Source organism: Microcoleus sp. T3_A4, from assembly GCF_036700465.1.
In the GTDB taxonomy this organism is placed as follows: domain Bacteria; phylum Cyanobacteriota; class Cyanobacteriia; order Cyanobacteriales; family Microcoleaceae; genus Microcoleus.
Genome location: NZ_JAUBOY010000038.1, coordinates 1 through 16,620, shown reverse-complemented (window position 1 = coordinate 16,620; position 16,620 = coordinate 1). Strand labels below are relative to the sequence as shown.

General features: G+C 47.1%; 7 protein-coding genes. 2 read left to right on the top strand and 5 right to left on the bottom strand.

The window, feature by feature from the left end:
* Positions 1-10: 10 nt before the first annotated feature.
* The 5 genes from QUA07_RS20970 to QUA07_RS20950 form a co-directional block, all read right to left on the bottom strand.
* The gene (locus tag QUA07_RS20970; protein WP_333328728.1) at positions 11-2,626 is read right to left on the bottom strand and encodes a CHAT domain-containing protein; all 2,616 of its coding nucleotides are present in this window, start codon (positions 2,624-2,626) and stop codon (positions 11-13) included.
* Positions 2,627-2,745: 119 nt separating this feature from the next.
* Positions 2,746-5,667, bottom strand: coding sequence for an S-layer family protein (locus tag QUA07_RS20965; protein WP_333328725.1), 2,922 nt, complete (start codon positions 5,665-5,667; stop codon positions 2,746-2,748).
* 65 nt (positions 5,668-5,732) lie between these two features.
* Positions 5,733-8,624 (bottom strand): two-partner secretion domain-containing protein, encoded by a 2,892-nt coding sequence (locus tag QUA07_RS20960; RefSeq protein ID WP_333328722.1) that lies wholly within the window; start codon positions 8,622-8,624, stop codon positions 5,733-5,735.
* A 65-nt stretch (positions 8,625-8,689) separates the two neighbouring features.
* Positions 8,690-11,581 carry a two-partner secretion domain-containing protein gene (locus tag QUA07_RS20955; protein WP_333328718.1) on the bottom strand — a complete coding sequence of 964 codons (2,892 nt, stop codon included), beginning with the start codon at positions 11,579-11,581 and terminating at the stop codon, positions 8,690-8,692.
* Between the two features lie 65 nt (positions 11,582-11,646).
* Positions 11,647-14,550, bottom strand: coding sequence for a two-partner secretion domain-containing protein (locus tag QUA07_RS20950; protein WP_333328716.1), 2,904 nt, complete (start codon positions 14,548-14,550; stop codon positions 11,647-11,649).
* A gap of 436 nt (positions 14,551-14,986) precedes the next feature.
* On the opposite strand from QUA07_RS20950, the gene QUA07_RS20945 reads away from it, so the two are divergent.
* Together QUA07_RS20945 and QUA07_RS20940 are read left to right on the top strand one after the other, a co-directional pair.
* A complete protein-coding gene (locus QUA07_RS20945; RefSeq protein WP_333328713.1) occupies positions 14,987-15,502 on the top strand; it encodes an N-acetyltransferase in 516 nt (171 codons plus the stop codon).
* A gap of 265 nt (positions 15,503-15,767) precedes the next feature.
* On the top strand, positions 15,768-16,508 hold the full coding sequence (locus QUA07_RS20940) for an ATP-dependent Clp protease proteolytic subunit (protein WP_333328710.1): 741 nt from the start codon (positions 15,768-15,770) through the stop codon (positions 16,506-16,508).
* Positions 16,509-16,620: the final 112 nt, after the last annotated feature.

Here is a 16,620-nt window from a genome sequence, read left to right as displayed (position 1 = left end):
CATCTTAAAATTACTGCCAATTCCCCACAAGCACGAAAGGCGCCCAGAAATAGGGATTTTGATACTGTGGGTTTTTCAGCAGCGTTAATTGAGCGTTGCGGAGGGCTTCAGCTTTGCTGGTTTTAGAAGAAGCCAGTTGTTTGTAAAACTCAGTCATAAAGATAGCTGTAGATTCGTCGTTGACTTGCCAAAGGGTGGCGGCGGTGCTGCGGGCACCCGATCGAATTGCGGCGCCCGCCAAACCCAAAGCCGCGCGGTTATCGCCCGAAGCAGTTTCGCAAGCGCTCAAAACCAAAAGTTCGATCGGCTGTTGTCTCTCCCCAGTGCGGGCTCGCAGCAGTCGATCGAACTCCTTAACATTCACTTTCTGATCCCAAGTCACAATAAAAGTATCCGCTGCATTTGAGCTAAACTGACCGTGAGTTGCCAAATGGACGATCGGGTAAGACAAAGCTTTAATTCGATCGTGCAACCGCCCGCTGACAAAATCTTCATTCAGAAGCGAACTCGCCGGCATCTCGGCTGCAATTTGCTGAACTTCCTCCTTCACCCCCGGCAAAGCCGAGAAGCCTTGACGCGCTTCGGAGAGGCCAGCGGTGAGCACTTTTAACTTGACTTTGCTCAGCGGTTTCGGTGCCAGCAATTGCAATCCCGGCGCCAAAGCAATACTGTATTTTTCTACCAAAAACTTTTCACCGTCGTGCAGCACAGCCATCGGCAGATTCCGCAAATAACCGTCGAGCACAAATACCAGGGTTTTAATCCCGGCGGCGGTCAAATCCGCCTCTGCGGGACGGATTAACCAGTCGTAAACCTGTTCAACGGGAGGCCTCCTGTTGCGGGGGAAAGAAGCAGGCCTGATGGTATTTTTGGCTTGTCTGAAGGCAGTTTCCAACTCAGCTTGAGACTTCTTAGTAGCGTAGCGGCGCAGAGGTTTGCCGGGAATTGACAAAATTACCTCCAAACGATCGCTCAAAATAATCGGATAAATCACCGCCGCTGTCGGATCAATTTCCTCGATCGACTTTGGTTTAGCATCAGCGCAAGCATCCCGAAAAAAGTTGTCCAATTCCGCCAACTGCAAAGATTCCACCGTTTGGCGCGCCTGTTTCAATTTAGCTTGACTGGGAGATTCCTCTTGCAACAGCAGCCCGACTAATTCCCGATAAACCGGTTCGGCACTTTCCCGAAACGAAAACTGCACTTCGGGATTGACTGTCACCAAATCGCCCCGCAGAGAAGACAATACATTCACAGCTTGAGTATATTGAGAGATCGCCCCTTCTGTATTTCCCTGAGCTTTCCGAATCCGTCCCAGTTGCCAAAACAATTGGTAAGCAATATCGGGAGATTGAAACGCCGGTGCTAAACTCAAAGCCTCAGTTGTGAGATTTTCCGCTTTCTGATACTGCTGTTGGATTTCCGATAGTTTGCCTTTCGCTGCCAGAATATAAGCTTGTATGCGTTTATCGCCCAAACTGTTTGCTCGTTCGACAGAGCGATCGAGCATTGTGTCAATCTCGCTTAAACTCAAAGTTTTCGCAGGCGACTGAGCTAATTTCATCAAGCTTTGAGCTAGATTAATTTGAGCGTAAAGTCCGGCGCGGTTCGACCCAAATTTATCGGTTTGAGGTTCGAGAGAACGCCACAAAGCCTCTGCTTCCGACCAATCTTGGCGATCGAGCAACAAACTCAATTGGTTTAACTTTGCCTGAATTTGTAGGGGCGATTGATTCGGGATCGCCTGGATCGATCGAGCATAATACTCTAGGGCCAAGCGTTCCCAATCACCCCGCTGTTCTGGTGTCAAACCCGGTTTATTGCTTTTAGCCCGTACCGTATTGCCCAGATTGAGATAAATTGCAGCCTCCTCTGGCCGGCTACCTAATTTTTGGGCTGCTTCGAGTCCCACCGAAAGCACATCCTGCGATCGTTCCAGTTGTCCCAAAACCCGCAATACCCGCCCTAAAGCATGAATTGCCCGGACTTGTTCGAGAGAAACAGGCTGATTTTTCAAAGTTTCCAAACCCGCTGCCGAAACTTCGCAAGTTTGGTTATCCAGCTTAAAAGAAGCTAACAGCATTTTGCAAGCTCTGGGGTAAAGTCCGAGAATTTCCCAAGCCCGACTTTGATTAATTTGAACCTGAAAAAGTTGGGGTTTTCTATCAATTTGCTCGAAAATTTTAGCAGCTTGCGTCCAAATCTCGATCGCATCTTGAGGCTGCCCCCGTTCAAGTTGCAACTGTCCTTGAATATTGAGAGTTTCAGCCAAAATCCGCTGCTGTTCGCGAGTGTTGGCTTGTGTTCGCACAGCCGACAAACTCGAATTTACAGCTTTTTCTGCTTGTTCCCAAAGCCCCAACTGCCCATAGGTTGCAGCTAAATTGCTCAAAGCTGTGGCGCGATCGAGATTTTCGCCTTTTGCCTCAAACTGGGTCGCCGCTTGCTGCAATAGCGGTACAGCTTCCGAAAAACGTTCCTCTTGGTACAGAGTTCGAGCTTGTCGGACAAGCTGCACCGCTGGTGGTGGATTAACCTGAGCAACTCCGGGAGGAATCGCAACTGCTAGCAGACAGGAAATCACAAATAACAGAATTACTTGCCGGAGCGATCGGGTAAACTTCATATTTAGAAAATAAAATTACAGCGGCAGACACACATACTAATTAACCCCAATACATCTTATTCTTGATCTGCGTTAATCCGCGTTAATCCGCCTACATCTGCGGTTAAAAGAACCTAATTTCAACGCGGCACACAAACAGAACCCGGTCGAGGATTGCGAGAGTCAGCAGCATTACCCGGATTATATCCAACAAGCGTAACTTCTCCTTTCGCATTCACCACCCAACCTTGCGCCGGAACAACTTCCCGATCGGGGATTTCCCCTTCTTCCTTCTTCTTCCCTCGATCGGTTACATCGGTTAAATCCTCTACATTGCTCGTTGCATTTCTTCCTGCCTCTTCTACCCAAGGAAACGGCGCTGGAGCGGTGCTGAGAGCATCATTAGGACTAGGTGGCACTCCTCCTTTACCAGTGACGGTAAATGCGCTCTCGGCCTCTTGCGTGCAGGGATTTGCCGCAATTAAAGCAGCCGAATCGACCACATTTTGTGGCAGTTCCACTAAACCTTGAGCAGGATTCACCCCAGAAGAACTAAATGTTACAGTACCTTGCAACGCCGGGCCGCTACTTTGGGAAATCGCCGCAATATCGCTGGTAGGAATTAGAGAAGTCGGACTTACTTGCAACGCTGCAAATTGATCATCAGTCAGTCCTAAACTAATCCTGGCTTGGTCGCGGTTAAGGCTTGTAAAGCCAAAGATATTTGGTACATTGACCGTAACTTGTCCGCCCCTAGCTGTGCGAGCATTAGCTGTAATATCACTATTCTCTCGCGGTAAAGCTACCAAAATATCGCTATTAATTCTGATATTACCGCCCTCAGAAATACCTGCATCCGTGGTGATTCTACTGCCGCGCCGTAACTGAATATCTTGCGCTTGCAGGTTAATATTTGCCCCTGTACCAGAGACAGTCGTGCCATCAATTATGCTTTTATTATCCAGGGAAATTGAGTTAGCTACAACGTTAATATTGCCCGCTCTACCTGTTCCTGAAGATTGAACATTAACAACTGCACTATCCCGAAGAATCAATTGATTAGCATTCAAATTCAACGAGCCTGCATTGCCGCTAGCAGTGGGATTTACAGCATTAAACGCCCTACCAACCGAGGCCTCAATTCCACTCCTCAACCCACTGTTGCTCCCAATACCTTGCACTTGTAAGCGATCGGCATTAATTGTAATATCTCCTGCATCTGCTATACCCAAAGAAGCCGCAGAAATAACCCCGCCATTCTGCACAGTTAGTTTAGGTGTTGAGATGCGGATATCTCCACCTCTACCAGAACTTGCAGTTTGAGTAACAAAAGAACTTGCTACATAGCCCGCATTCTCCAAAAATCTTGACTCGCCGCTCACTTCTATAGACTCGGAGGCTCTCACAGTTAAATTTCCTCCCGTCCCCCCACTTGTAGAAAACACGACTTCGCCAAAAATTGCACCCGTCGTTAAACTAATTGTGGCTCCATTAGAAACACTCAGCCGCTTAGTGTCGATGCTAATATCCCCACCTTTTCCATTCCCATCAAAAGTATTCGTGCCGAGCCGAGTTTGCCCTAGACCTACAGGAAGACTACCCGATAATTCCACAGATTCACTCGCTTTAATCGCGATATTCCCCGATGCTCCATCACTAAGGCTGAAGCTGGCAAACGCACCGCCCTCGCGCAGAATTAACCGTTGGGCTTCAACAGTGATGTTTCCGCCTTGACCAGTGCTTTCGTTCGTTGTTCCGTTATAGAGCGTTGAACTGACGAGTTCGACCGTGTTGGCGCGGATAGTCAGATTTCCGCCATCCCCAGCACCAAAGGTGGGGGCACCGCCCACTACCCCATTGCTCATCAACAGCCGTCCGGCTTCAATGTTAATATCTCCGGCTGCTCCACTGCCAATAGCGCTAGTAAACAGAACAATTTGCGAAATAAAGGGGTTGCCTGTTCCAGATGTCTGAAAATTTTCTGTAAGCTGCTGATAGCCCTCAATTCCCAACCCGATCATTTCTACTGAGTCAGTAGCGCGGATGTTGATATCGCTTCCTCTCCCCTCTCCTAATGTGGAGGCGAAAATTTGCGACCCCCCCTCTACTCGCAAGTTTTGGGAATTGATGTCAATGCCTCTACCATTTATATTTCCGAGTGTCAGTCCATAAATTCCTGAACCATTAAGATTAATATTTCCACCTCGAATATCGACTTTCCCACCTCCTAATCCGCTGGTATTTATAAATGCACCGTTCATTTCAATATTGCCGAAGTTCTGAATATTGTTATAGTTTAAATTCAGACCTAAAGCTGTTGGTTCAAATTGCACTAAACCTGGACTATTGACACTACCCAGAAGAATTTGTCCGGTATAAGCAGTTAGATTGCCTCCTTGGAGTTGAATGTCACCGCCAATTAATGCTAAAGTTTGACCGGGGTCTACGGCTAAACCGAGTTTTTCAAAAGCAGGAATTTCTATGGGTAGTGGTGGTAAGGCGGATGTAGGAGCCTTTGTTTGGGAAGAGTTGACAATTGTGCCGGGATTTTCTCTAAATCTTAAACCCACAGGAATATTAATCGCTAACAATGGCACTGCATTAGAATTAGCTGCACTAAATTCAAACCCATTATCAAAGAGAATTCCGCTACCAGTTGAACCGACAAATGAACCACGCAAATCTAACCGAGCGTTGGGACCAAAGACAATTCCTTTGGGATTGAGTAAAAATAAGTTGGCATTTCCTTGAACTCCCAAGACGCCTAAAATATTAGAAGGATTGCCACCCGTAACGCGGGTAAAAATATTCGCAATTCCGTTAGGATTGGCAAAATAGGCTCCTCTGCCTTCACCCACGTTAAATTGTTGTAAACTGTGAAATAAATTTACTCCGCGAGTTGCACCACCTTCTATTCTGTCCGATGGTAAATTATTAATCCTGTCGGGAACTGTGCGCGAACTTTCTGCACCCAAGCTATTATCGGGGATGATTTGGGCGATCGCAGGGACAGGAAACAGCAGTAAGAATGCAAAAAATAGGGCGGAAGATTGGCGGGGCATCTTTTAAGTCTGGTTAATTTAGTATTAGGAAAATAGCGAGCGGGTAGCTAAAACCTGAAGATTACCTATTGAGGTACGCAAACACCGGTCGATTTCGGACTGCGAAGAGATGCACCATTACTTGAATTATACGCTACCAGCGTTACTTTTCCTTGCTCATCTATTACCCAACCTTGAGCGGGCATAATTTCTGTTGGTCGAATTTCTAGGGATGGTCTTTGACCTTCTATGTGCTGACTTCCACCTACCGCTGGTTCCACCCAATTAAACTGGCTAGAATTGCTGCTGAGAACATCATTAGGACTCGGCGGCACTCCTCCTTTCCCAGTAGCGGTAAATGCGCTATCGGCCCCTTGCCTGCAGGGATTTGCAGCAATTAACGCAGCCGAATCGACCACATTTTGCGGCAGTTCCACTAAACCTTGAGCAGGATTCACCCCAGAAGCACTAAATGTTACAGTACCTTGCAAAGCCGGGCCGCTACTTTGGGAAATAGCCGCAATATCGCTGGTAGGAATTAGAGAAGTCGGACTTACTTGCAACGCTGCAAATTCAGCATCTGTTAATCCCAAAGTCGCTCGCACCTGTTCACGAGTGACGGAGGTAAACCCAAAAACATTGGGGACATTAATATTAACCCGACCACCGGCAGCCGATCGCGCATTAGCCGTAATATCACTATTTTCGTTGGGGAGAGTCACCAGAATATCGCTTTTAATGTTGATGTTACCGCCACCAGAACTACCTGCATCAGTTGTAATTCTGCTGCCTCGGCGCAACTGGACATCCCGTGCTTCAAGGTTAATATTGGCTCCGGCACCGGATTCAGTTCTACCGTCAATGGTGCTTTGGTTGTCAAGGGAAATTGAATCTGCTTTCACGTTAATGTTACCAGCCCCTGCGGAACCCAATGCTTGCAGATTGAGTGTTCCCCCATTACGAAGAATCAATTGCCTGACATTCAGATTCAACGAACCTGCATTCGCCGTAGCATTGGGATTGATTACACCAGATGCAATCCCAACGGAAATCTGAATTTGACTGTTAAATTCACCTGAACCCCCATTACCTATAACTTCTACACGACCCCCATTAATCGTAATGCTGCCCGCATCTCCTGCGCCTAAAGATGCCGTAGAAATAATTCCCCCATCCCGTAGAGTCAGTACGGGTGTAGAAATGTTCATACTCCCTCCGGGACTAGCAGAGTAGGCATCAGCGGAGATGAAACTAGCAGTCCGACTCCCATTCGCCAAAACTTCAGAACTACCCTCTACCGTTACTGACTCAGTAGCTTTAATTGTTAGATTACCTCCTTGCCCCGCAGTTGTATTCAAGGGTTGGTTGCCCACAACCGAGCCGCTAGATAAACTAATTCCGCCTCCTTCAGAGATAATCAACCGCTTAGTGTCGATATTAATATCCCCTGCTTTCCCATTAGTGCCGACTGCGGTTGTGCCGATCAAGGTTGGGACAGGATTTCCCTCGGGAGCCCGCAGCACTTCTACTGATTCATTCGCTTTAATGTTGATATTCCCAGATGCTGCTTCAGTGCGAGTGATGCTGATCAGACCCGATCCATCACGCACTTTTAACCGTTCTGCCTCAATGCTAATGCTTCCTCCTGTGCCTGTACTCCCCGTAATTGTGCCGCTATTGATTGCTGAACTGGCTATATCCACAGTCCTGGCACGCATGATAATTTCTCCCCCATTTCCACTACCTAATGTGGGGGTACCAAGCACAGTTCCATTGTCGATCAATAACCGTCCGGTATCAATCGTGATGTCTCCTACTGCTCCAGCGCCAGAAGTGGCAGAGAGCAGCAGAATTTGTGGGTCAAAAGGGTTGATCGATCCAGTTGCCGTATAGTTACCAGCAAACACTTTATAGAGTTCGTCTCCAATCCCGATCAGTTCTACTGAATCGGTAGCGCGGATGTTGACAGCACCTCCCGCACCATTTCCTACTGTCAGCGTAAACATTTGCGCCCCACCTTCGACCCGAAAGTTTTGGGCATTAATATCGATGCCTCTACCGTCAATATCTCCGAAAGTCAGCGCATAAATTCGCCCACCGTTGAGGTTGACATTTCCCCCTCTAATATCGACTTTGCCACCACCGAGTCCACTGGTATTGATCGCTGAGCCGTTGGTTATTTGAATATTACCAAAGTTGGAAATATTGTCATAGTTTAAACTTAATCCAAATGGCGTTGCCCCCAATCCAACCATCCCCGGACTAGCGACGCTACCGAGCAAAATTTGTCCGGTTGATGCAGTGAGTGTTCCCTGATTTAATCCAATATCTCCTCCCACTAGGGCGAGAGTTTGTCCGGGCTGCACTGCTAAGCCAAGGTTATTAAAAATCGGCGGGAGCCCTGGAGGTAACTCTGGTAAACTCAAGGCTGGTGCTGCTGAAGAGTTAATGATTTTTCCGGAATTTTCTCGAAAGTTTAAACCGATAGGTATATTGACATTTAACAGCGGTAGTGATTGGGGATTGCTGCTGCTGAATTGATAGCCATTATCGAAAACTACGCTATCTGCTGAACTTGCTAAAAATGAACCGCGCAAATCTAGCCGAGCATTGGGGCCGAAGACGATTCCTTTGGGATTGAGTAAAAATAAGTTGGCATTTCCTTGAACTCCCAACACACCTAAAATATTAGAAGGGTTGCCACCCGTAACGCGGGTAAAAATATTCGCAATCCCATTAGGATTGGCAAAATAGGCTCCTCTGCCTTCACCCACGTTAAATTGTTGTAAACTGTGAAATAAATTTACTCCGCGAGTTGCACCGCCTTCTATTCTGTCCGATGGTAAATTATTAATCCTGTCGGGAACTGTGCGTGAACTTTCTGCACCCAAGCTATTATCGGGGATGATTTGGGCGATCGCAGGGAAAGGAAACAGCAGTAAGAATGCAAAAAATAGGGCGGAAGATTGGCGGGGCATCTTTTGATTCCTGTTAATTTAGGATGAGGAAAATAGCGACGGGTTAGCTAAAACCTGAAGATTACCTATTGAGGTACGCAAACACCCGTCGGTTTCGGACTGCGAAGAGATGCACCATTACTTGAATTATACGCTACCAGCGTTACTTTCCCTCGATCGTCCATTACCCAACCTTGAGCGGGCATAATTTCTGTTGGTGGAATTTCTATGGGAGTTCTTTGACCTTCTATGTGCTGACTTCCACCTACCGCTGGTTCCACCCAATTAAACTGGCTAGAATTGCTGCTGAGAACATCATTAGGACTTGCTGGCACTCCTCCTTTCCCAGTAGCGGTAAATGCGCTATCGGCCCCTTGCCTGCAGGGATTTGCAGCAATTAACGCAGCCGAATCGACCACATTTTGCGGCAGTTCCACTAAACCTTGAGCAGGATTCACCCCAGAAGCACTAAATGTTACAGTACCTTGCAAATCCGGGCCGCTACTTTGGGAAATAGCCGCAATATCGCTGGTAGGAATTAGAGAAGTCGGACTTACTTGCAACGCTGCAAATTCAGCATCTGTTAATCCCAAAGTCGCTCGCACCTGTTCGCGACTGACTGAGGTAAACCCAAAAACATTGGGGACATTAATATTAACCCGACCACCGGCAGCCGATCGCGCATTAGCCGTAATATCGCTATTTTCATTGGGGAGGGCGACCAGAATATCGCTTTTAATGTTGATATTACCACCCTCAGAAATACTTGCATCCGTTGTAATTCTGCTGCCTCGGCGCAACTGGATATCTCGTGCTTCGAGGTTAATATTTGCTCCGGGACCGGATGCAGTTCTACCGTCAATGCTGCTTTGGTTGTCAAGGGAAATTGAATCTGCTTTCACGTTAATGTTACCAGCCCGTCCCGATCCCAAAGCTTGCAGATTGAGTGTTCCTTCATTGCGAAGAATCAATTCCCCGACATTGAGATTTAACGAACCTCCGTTAGCCGTAGCATTAGGATCTATAAGCTCAGAGGCAATCCCAACGGAAGTCTGAATTTGACTGTTAAATTCACCTTGACCCCCATTCCCAATAACTTCTACACGACCCGCATTTATTGTGATGCTTCCCGCTTCTCCGCTGCCTAAAGATGCAGTGCTAATAACTCCCCCACCCCGGAGAGTCAGTACAGGTGTAGAAATGTTGATACTCCCTCCCCGATTAGCAGTATTGGCATCAGCACAGATGAAACTGGGATTCCGACTGCCGTTCGCCAAAACTCCAGAAATACCCTCGACTGTTACTGACTCAGTGGCCCTAACTGTTAAATTACCTCCGGGCCCCCCAGTTGTATTCAACGGTTGGTTGCCCACAACTGCTCCGCTAGATAAACTAATCCCGCCTCCTTCAGAAATCCTCAACCGCTTCGTGTCGATATTAATGTCCCCAGCTTCCCCATTCACACCGCTGGCAGTTGAGCCAATTAAACTTGCTACGGGACTTCCAGTGGGAGTCCGCAGCACTTCTACTGATTCCGAAGCTTTAATGTTGATATTCCCCGCTCCTCCTTCACCGCGGGTGAGGCTGATCACACTAGCACCATCGCTTACGGTTAAACGTTTTCCCTCAAAGGTGATATTTCCTCCCCTACCGGTACTCCCCAAAAGTGGGCCGCTGTGGATTGCAGAAGCGAGCATATCTAAAACCCCGGCACGGATGGTTATATTTCCGGCGTTGCCAGCGCCTAACGTGGTGGTAGTCAATGCGCTTCCATTGTCCATCAGCAATCGTCCCGTGTCGATCGTGATGTTTCCGGCGGCTCCCATGCTATTAGTGCCAGTTATCAGCAGAAGTTGTGGGTCAAAAGGGTCGAAAGAGCCAGATACCGTATATTTACCACCAAACACTCTATAGTTATCTAATCCAATTCCGTTCATTTCTACTGAATCGGTAGCACGGATATTGACAGCGCCCGCTGCACCACTTCCTGCTGTCAGTGTGGAGATTTGCGTTCCACCTTGGGCCCGAAACTGTTGAGCGTTAATATCGATACCCCTGCCATCGATATTTCCCAAACTCAGCGCATAAATTCGCCCATTGTTGAGGTTGACATTTCCACCTCGAATATCCACTTTGCCCCCACCAATTCCACTGGTGTTGATCAGTGAGCCGTTGGTTATTTCAATATTACCAAAGTTGGAAATATTGTCATAGTTTAAACTTAATCCAAATGGCGTTGCCCCCAATCCCACCATCCCCGGACTAGCGACGCTACCGAGCAAGATTTGTCCGGTTGATGCAGTGAGTGTTCCCTGATTTAATTCAATATCTCCTCCCACTAGAGCGAGAGTTTGTCCGGGAGCAACTGAAGCGCCCATGTGATTGAAAATCGGCGGGATTCCCGGAGGTAATTGTGGTAAAGCCAAGGCTGGTGCTGCTGAATTGTTAATGATTTTTCCGGGATTTTCTCGAAAATTTAAACCGATAGGTATATTGACATTTAACAGCGGTACTGATTCGGGATTGCGGCTGCTGAATTGATAGCCATTATTGAAAACTACGCTATCAGCAGAACTTGCTAAAAATGAACCACGCAAATCTAACCGAGCATTGGGGCCGAAAACAATTCCTTTTGGGTTAATTAAAAATAAGTTACCGTTTCCCAAAACTCCCAGAGTTCCTAAAATATTAGAAGGATTGCCACCCGTAACGCGGGTGAATATGTTGGTGATTCCGCTGGGATTGGCAAAATATGCTCCCCGCCCTTCACGGATGTTAAATTCGCGTAAACTGTGAAAGAGGTTAACGCCGCGAGTTGCACCGCCTTCTATTCTGTCCGAGGGTAAGTTATTAATAGTGTCGGGAACTGTGCGCGAACTTTCTGCACCCAAGCTATTATCGGGGATGATTTGGGCGATCGCCGGGACCGGAAACAGCAGTAAGAATGCAAAAAATAGGGCAGAAGATTGGCACTGCATCTTTTAAATCGGGTTAATTTAATATTATAAAAATAGCGAGGGATTAGCTAAAACCTGAAGAGTACCTATCGAGGTACGCAAACACTCGTCGATTTCGGACTGCGAAAAGATGCACCACCACCAGAATTATAGGCTACCAGCGTTACTTGTCCTCGATCGTCCATTACCCAACCTTGAGCGGGCATAATTTCTGTTGGTCGAACTTCTATGGATGCTCTTTGACCTTCTATGTGCTGACTTCCACCTACCGCTGGTTCCACCCACGGCAACGGTTCTTCTGCGCTGCTGAGAACCTCGTGAGGGCTTGGTGGCAATCCCCCCCGCCCCGTCACAGTAAACTCGTTCTCGGCCCCTTGGATGCAGGGATTTGCAGCAATTAACGCAGTCGGATTGATCACATTTTGCGGCAGTTCCACTAAACCTTGAACGGGATTCACTCCAACAGAACTAAATGTTACCGCCCCTTGCAAAGCCGCGCCGCCACTTTGGGAAATCGCGGCGATGTCGCTGCTAGGAATTAGAGAAGTAGGACTTACTTGCAACGCTGCAAATTCGGGGTCACTGATCCCCAACCTGCTTCTGACTTGTTCGCGACTCGCTGCTGTAAAACCGAAGACATTGGGAACATCGATATTTACGCGGCCGCCGCCTGCTGTGCGGGCGTTGGCTGTGATGTCGCTGTTTTCTTGCGGGAGGGCGACAAGAATGTCGCTGTTGATGTTGATATTGCCGCCGTCAGAAGTGCCTGCATCCGTGGTAATTCGGCTGTTGTGGCGCAATTGGATATCTCGCGCTTGCAGGTTAATATTTGCTCCTGTACCGGATATAGTCGTGCCGTCAATCATCGCTTTGTTATCAAGAGCGATCGAATTTGCGACAATATTGATATTACCAGCGCGTCCGGTTCCCGTAGCCTGCACCGTCACTGTAGCTCCATCTCTGACAATTAATCGATCGGCATTCAGATTCAACGAACCGGCATTTGCCGTAGCATCAGGATTAGTACCAAATATCTTGCCCACCGAAGCATCAATTGTACTGATAAACAGACCATTATTTCCGCTGCCGCTGACCTCAATGCGATCGGCATTAACAGTAATATTCCCCACATCTCCTACACCCAAAGAACTCGTAGAAACTACCGCCCCATCCCGCACGGTTAGGCTTGGCGTATCAATGCGAATATCCCCGCCCCGACTAGAGCTCAAAGTTCCAGAACTCAGCGCACTAGCACTCTGAATTCCGCTGGTCAAAAGTTGAGAAATACCTGAAATTTCTACTGATTCACTAGCCGTAACTGTTAAATTTCCAGCAGGCCCGCCCTCCTGAGAAAACAAAAACCTGCCAATTAACACACCCGTTCCTACTGTAAACGCAGAACCCCCAGAGAGACTCAACCGCTTGGTATCGACGTTAATATTCCCCGCCCTTCCGTTTGAGCCGATACTCAGCGTGCTAATTCCGGTTGACACAACTGTTCTCGGGCCGGTGTTAGACAATTCTACTGATTCAGCAGCTTTAATGTTGATATTCCCTGACGGGCCGCTGCTGTAACTCGTCGTACCGAGAATAGAACCGTCGCGCATAATTAATCTCGCGACATCAACACTAATGCTTCCTCCCGCACCGGTACTTTCTTTAGCTGTCCCGTTGTTAATTCCAGAACCCACCATCTCAAAAGTATTGGCGCGAATGATTAAATTTCCGCCCCTTCCACCGCCAAAAGTGATACCGCTACCTACTACCCCATTGTTGAAGAGCAGGCGGCCAGTGTCGATCGTAATATCGCCCCCCGAACCAGCACCAGCACTAGCATTAAACAGCATCATTACCGGGTCAAAGGGGTCTGTAGTTCCCGATACCAAATATTTAATTGCAACCTCTTGATAGCCCTCAACTCCCAGCCCGATCATTTCTACTGAATCAGCAGCACGCCAGTTGATATTTCCTCCTGCACCATCTCCTAGAGTCATGGTAGAAAATTGCGTTCCGTTTTCCACTCGCAACTGTTGGGCGCTGATATCGATACCTCTACCATCAATATTTCCCAGTGTCAGCGCATAAATTCGCGCACCGCTGAGGGCGACATTTCCACCTTTTAACTCTACTCTGCCGCCACCAATTCCGCTGGTGTTGATCAGTGTTCCATCCGATATTTGAATATTGCCAAAGTTCTGAATATTGTCATAATTAACAGTTAAATTACCGTGCTGTTGCTCAGCAGGGGTTAGTGCAAAATTAACTAAACCGGGACTGGCGACGCTACCGAGTAAAATTTGTCCGCCGCTGGCCGTTAAATTGCCGCCTTGGAGTTGGATGTCGCCGCCAATCAGTGCTAAAATTTGACCTGGTTCTACTGCTAAACCCACTCGATCGCTAATTGGGATTGGCACAGCAGAGGCTGGGAGGTTTACCTTTCCTACAGCCGTCGATTGATTGACAATTGCACCGGGATTGTCTCTAAATCTTAAACCAACGGGAATATTAACGGTTAACAGCGGGGATGGTTGTGGGTTGGTGCTGCTGAATTCAACGCCGTTATTAAACACAATACTGTCAGCGGTTGAACCGATAAACGAACCGCGCAAATCTAACCGCGCATTCGGCCCGAAGATAATCCCTTTTGGGTTAATTAAAAATAAATTCCCGTTGCCTAAAACTCCCAGAGTTCCTAAAATATTTGAAGAGTTTGGGCCCGTAACGCGGGTGAAAATGTTGGTAATTCCGCTAGGATTTTCAAAATAAGCTGCCCGCCCTTCAGGGATGTTAAATTCGCGCAAGCTGTGAAATAGGTTAACGCCGCGAGTTGTGCCGCCAGTGATTCTATCTGAGGGTATGTTATTGATAGTATCGGGAACTGTCCGCGAACTTTCCGGGCCCAAGGTATTATCGGGAATGATTTGGGCGAAGGTTGTCGAGGGAAATAGCAATAAAAAAACAAACAGTAGGCCGGAAGACAGGCGAGACATAGCTTAAATCCTGTTAGATAAATAATATCGTTTCCGGTTCCATCAGAATTATATATTTGGATGATTATATCAGTCCGATCGCCGAGGGTGTTAGATCGACTCTATTTCACCCATAAAGTTGACTTTTCACTACTATAATAAAGATAGCTTTTTTCAGTGCGACGGCTTAAGTAATTGAGTCGAATCGTGCGGCGAACTAAATCGAGGAAAGGAGATTCTGATGGGGAGCAAGAAGGGGTTGAGATACATCATCGATATGCGGTACTTTTAGACTATATACAGTATTGTACCGCAACCGCGATACAATTATAAATTGTGCTGCGGCGCACAGTTGGGTTGCACATACGGAACTAAACAATCAAACTGGAGCAAGAGAGATCCGGAAGCGCTTCCTAAAGCACTTGTCGGCCGAACCACGTCATGGAGAGCGATTGCTATGACAACACAAGAGATTCTGATAAGAGATGAGACATTTGATGATATTCCCCACATCAGCTCCGTGACGGTTGCAGCTTTCATGTCCTTAGAGATCAGCAACCACACGGAGCAGTTCATAATCGAAGCCCTTCGTGACGCAGGGGTGTTGGCTTTATCGTTAGTTGCAGAAATAGGTGGTCATGTTGTTGGTCATATTGCCTTTTCTCCTGTGACTATCTCCGATGGCACCACTAATTGGTACGGACTCGGCCCGGTTTCTGTGCTGCCAATGTATCAGCGCAGAGGTATTGGTAAAGCTCTGATTCAGGAAGGACTATCGCGCCTCAAGCAGGGAGGCGCTAAAGGTTGCTGTCTGGTCGGGCATCCAAACTACTACAAGAAATTTGGATTTGAGAATATAGTCGGGCTTGTTCTGGACGGTGTGCCACATGAAGTATTTTTTGCTCTCTCGTTCGATGGCCACTATCCACAGGGCAACGTCATGTTCCATGAAGGATTTCAGGCAACCAGCTAAATCGGCGTGTTTCAGTTCAAGTAAAACCTATGCAACCGCACAACCGCAGCACAACAAGGCGCTGCACCCGACCGCTTACAGCTTCGTTAGTTCATCACTTCGCTTCCGGCGGCGGGTGAGCTTAGTCGTTAGGCTGCATTATTCCAATGAATTAGCAGGCACAAGAGATTCCAAAAACTGCAAGAATACACAAAATAGTCAACTGTTATGGCTAAAAAATGACTGGGATGGACTCAACGTTGATAATTTCAAAAGGTTTTGCAGTATGAGCAGCTTAATTAAGAAGAAGCATTTTAGATACTTTCTTTTATTTGCCTATCCCATTTTTACTGGTATTGTTATTGTTTTCAATCCTGATAGAGCTATGGGTGATATTTTAAAGCGGGGTGAAATAAGTTTAGAACTAGCTCAGGCTCCAAATACCTCTACTACAAACAGAGCTATCTGTAATTCGGATAAGAAAACTATTGAGGTACTACTTAAGAAAAGGATTGTAATCATTAGTCAACCTATAAATGATGATTTGGCAAGGACGGTTGTAGCTCAATTGCTTTACCTAGATTCTCAAGCACCAGGAAAAGATATTTATCTATACATAAATTCCCCTGGGGGTTCAGTAGCATCGGGTATGGCTATATATGATACTATGCAATCCCTTCGCTCCGATGTTGTAACAGTCGGTATGGGTCTGTCGGCTTCTATGGGAAGTCTACTGTTGGCTGGAGGTACAAAGGGAAAACGTTTTGCCTTACGTCACTCGCGAATTATGATTCATCAACCTTTTGCGGGTGCTCAGGGGCAGGGAACAGATATGAAAAATCAGGCCAAAGAAATTCTCCATTTGAAAAGACAACTCAATCAGTTATTAGCAAATCTTACTGGTCAACCCTTGGAGCGAATCCTAGTCGATACCGCTCAAGATTTTTTCATGTCTGCCCAGGAAGCTAAGGCGTATGGGATTATTGATAAAGTAGTGGATAAACTACCTTTAAGCTGTCAAACATAGTCTCACTCTGATCAAAGCCCCTAACACTTTCAATGTAGGGTTTGCTGAATAATCGATCGCAAACTAAGAACAGGAGCTCACGATATATTCAAGCAGAGTTAAATATAAGTTT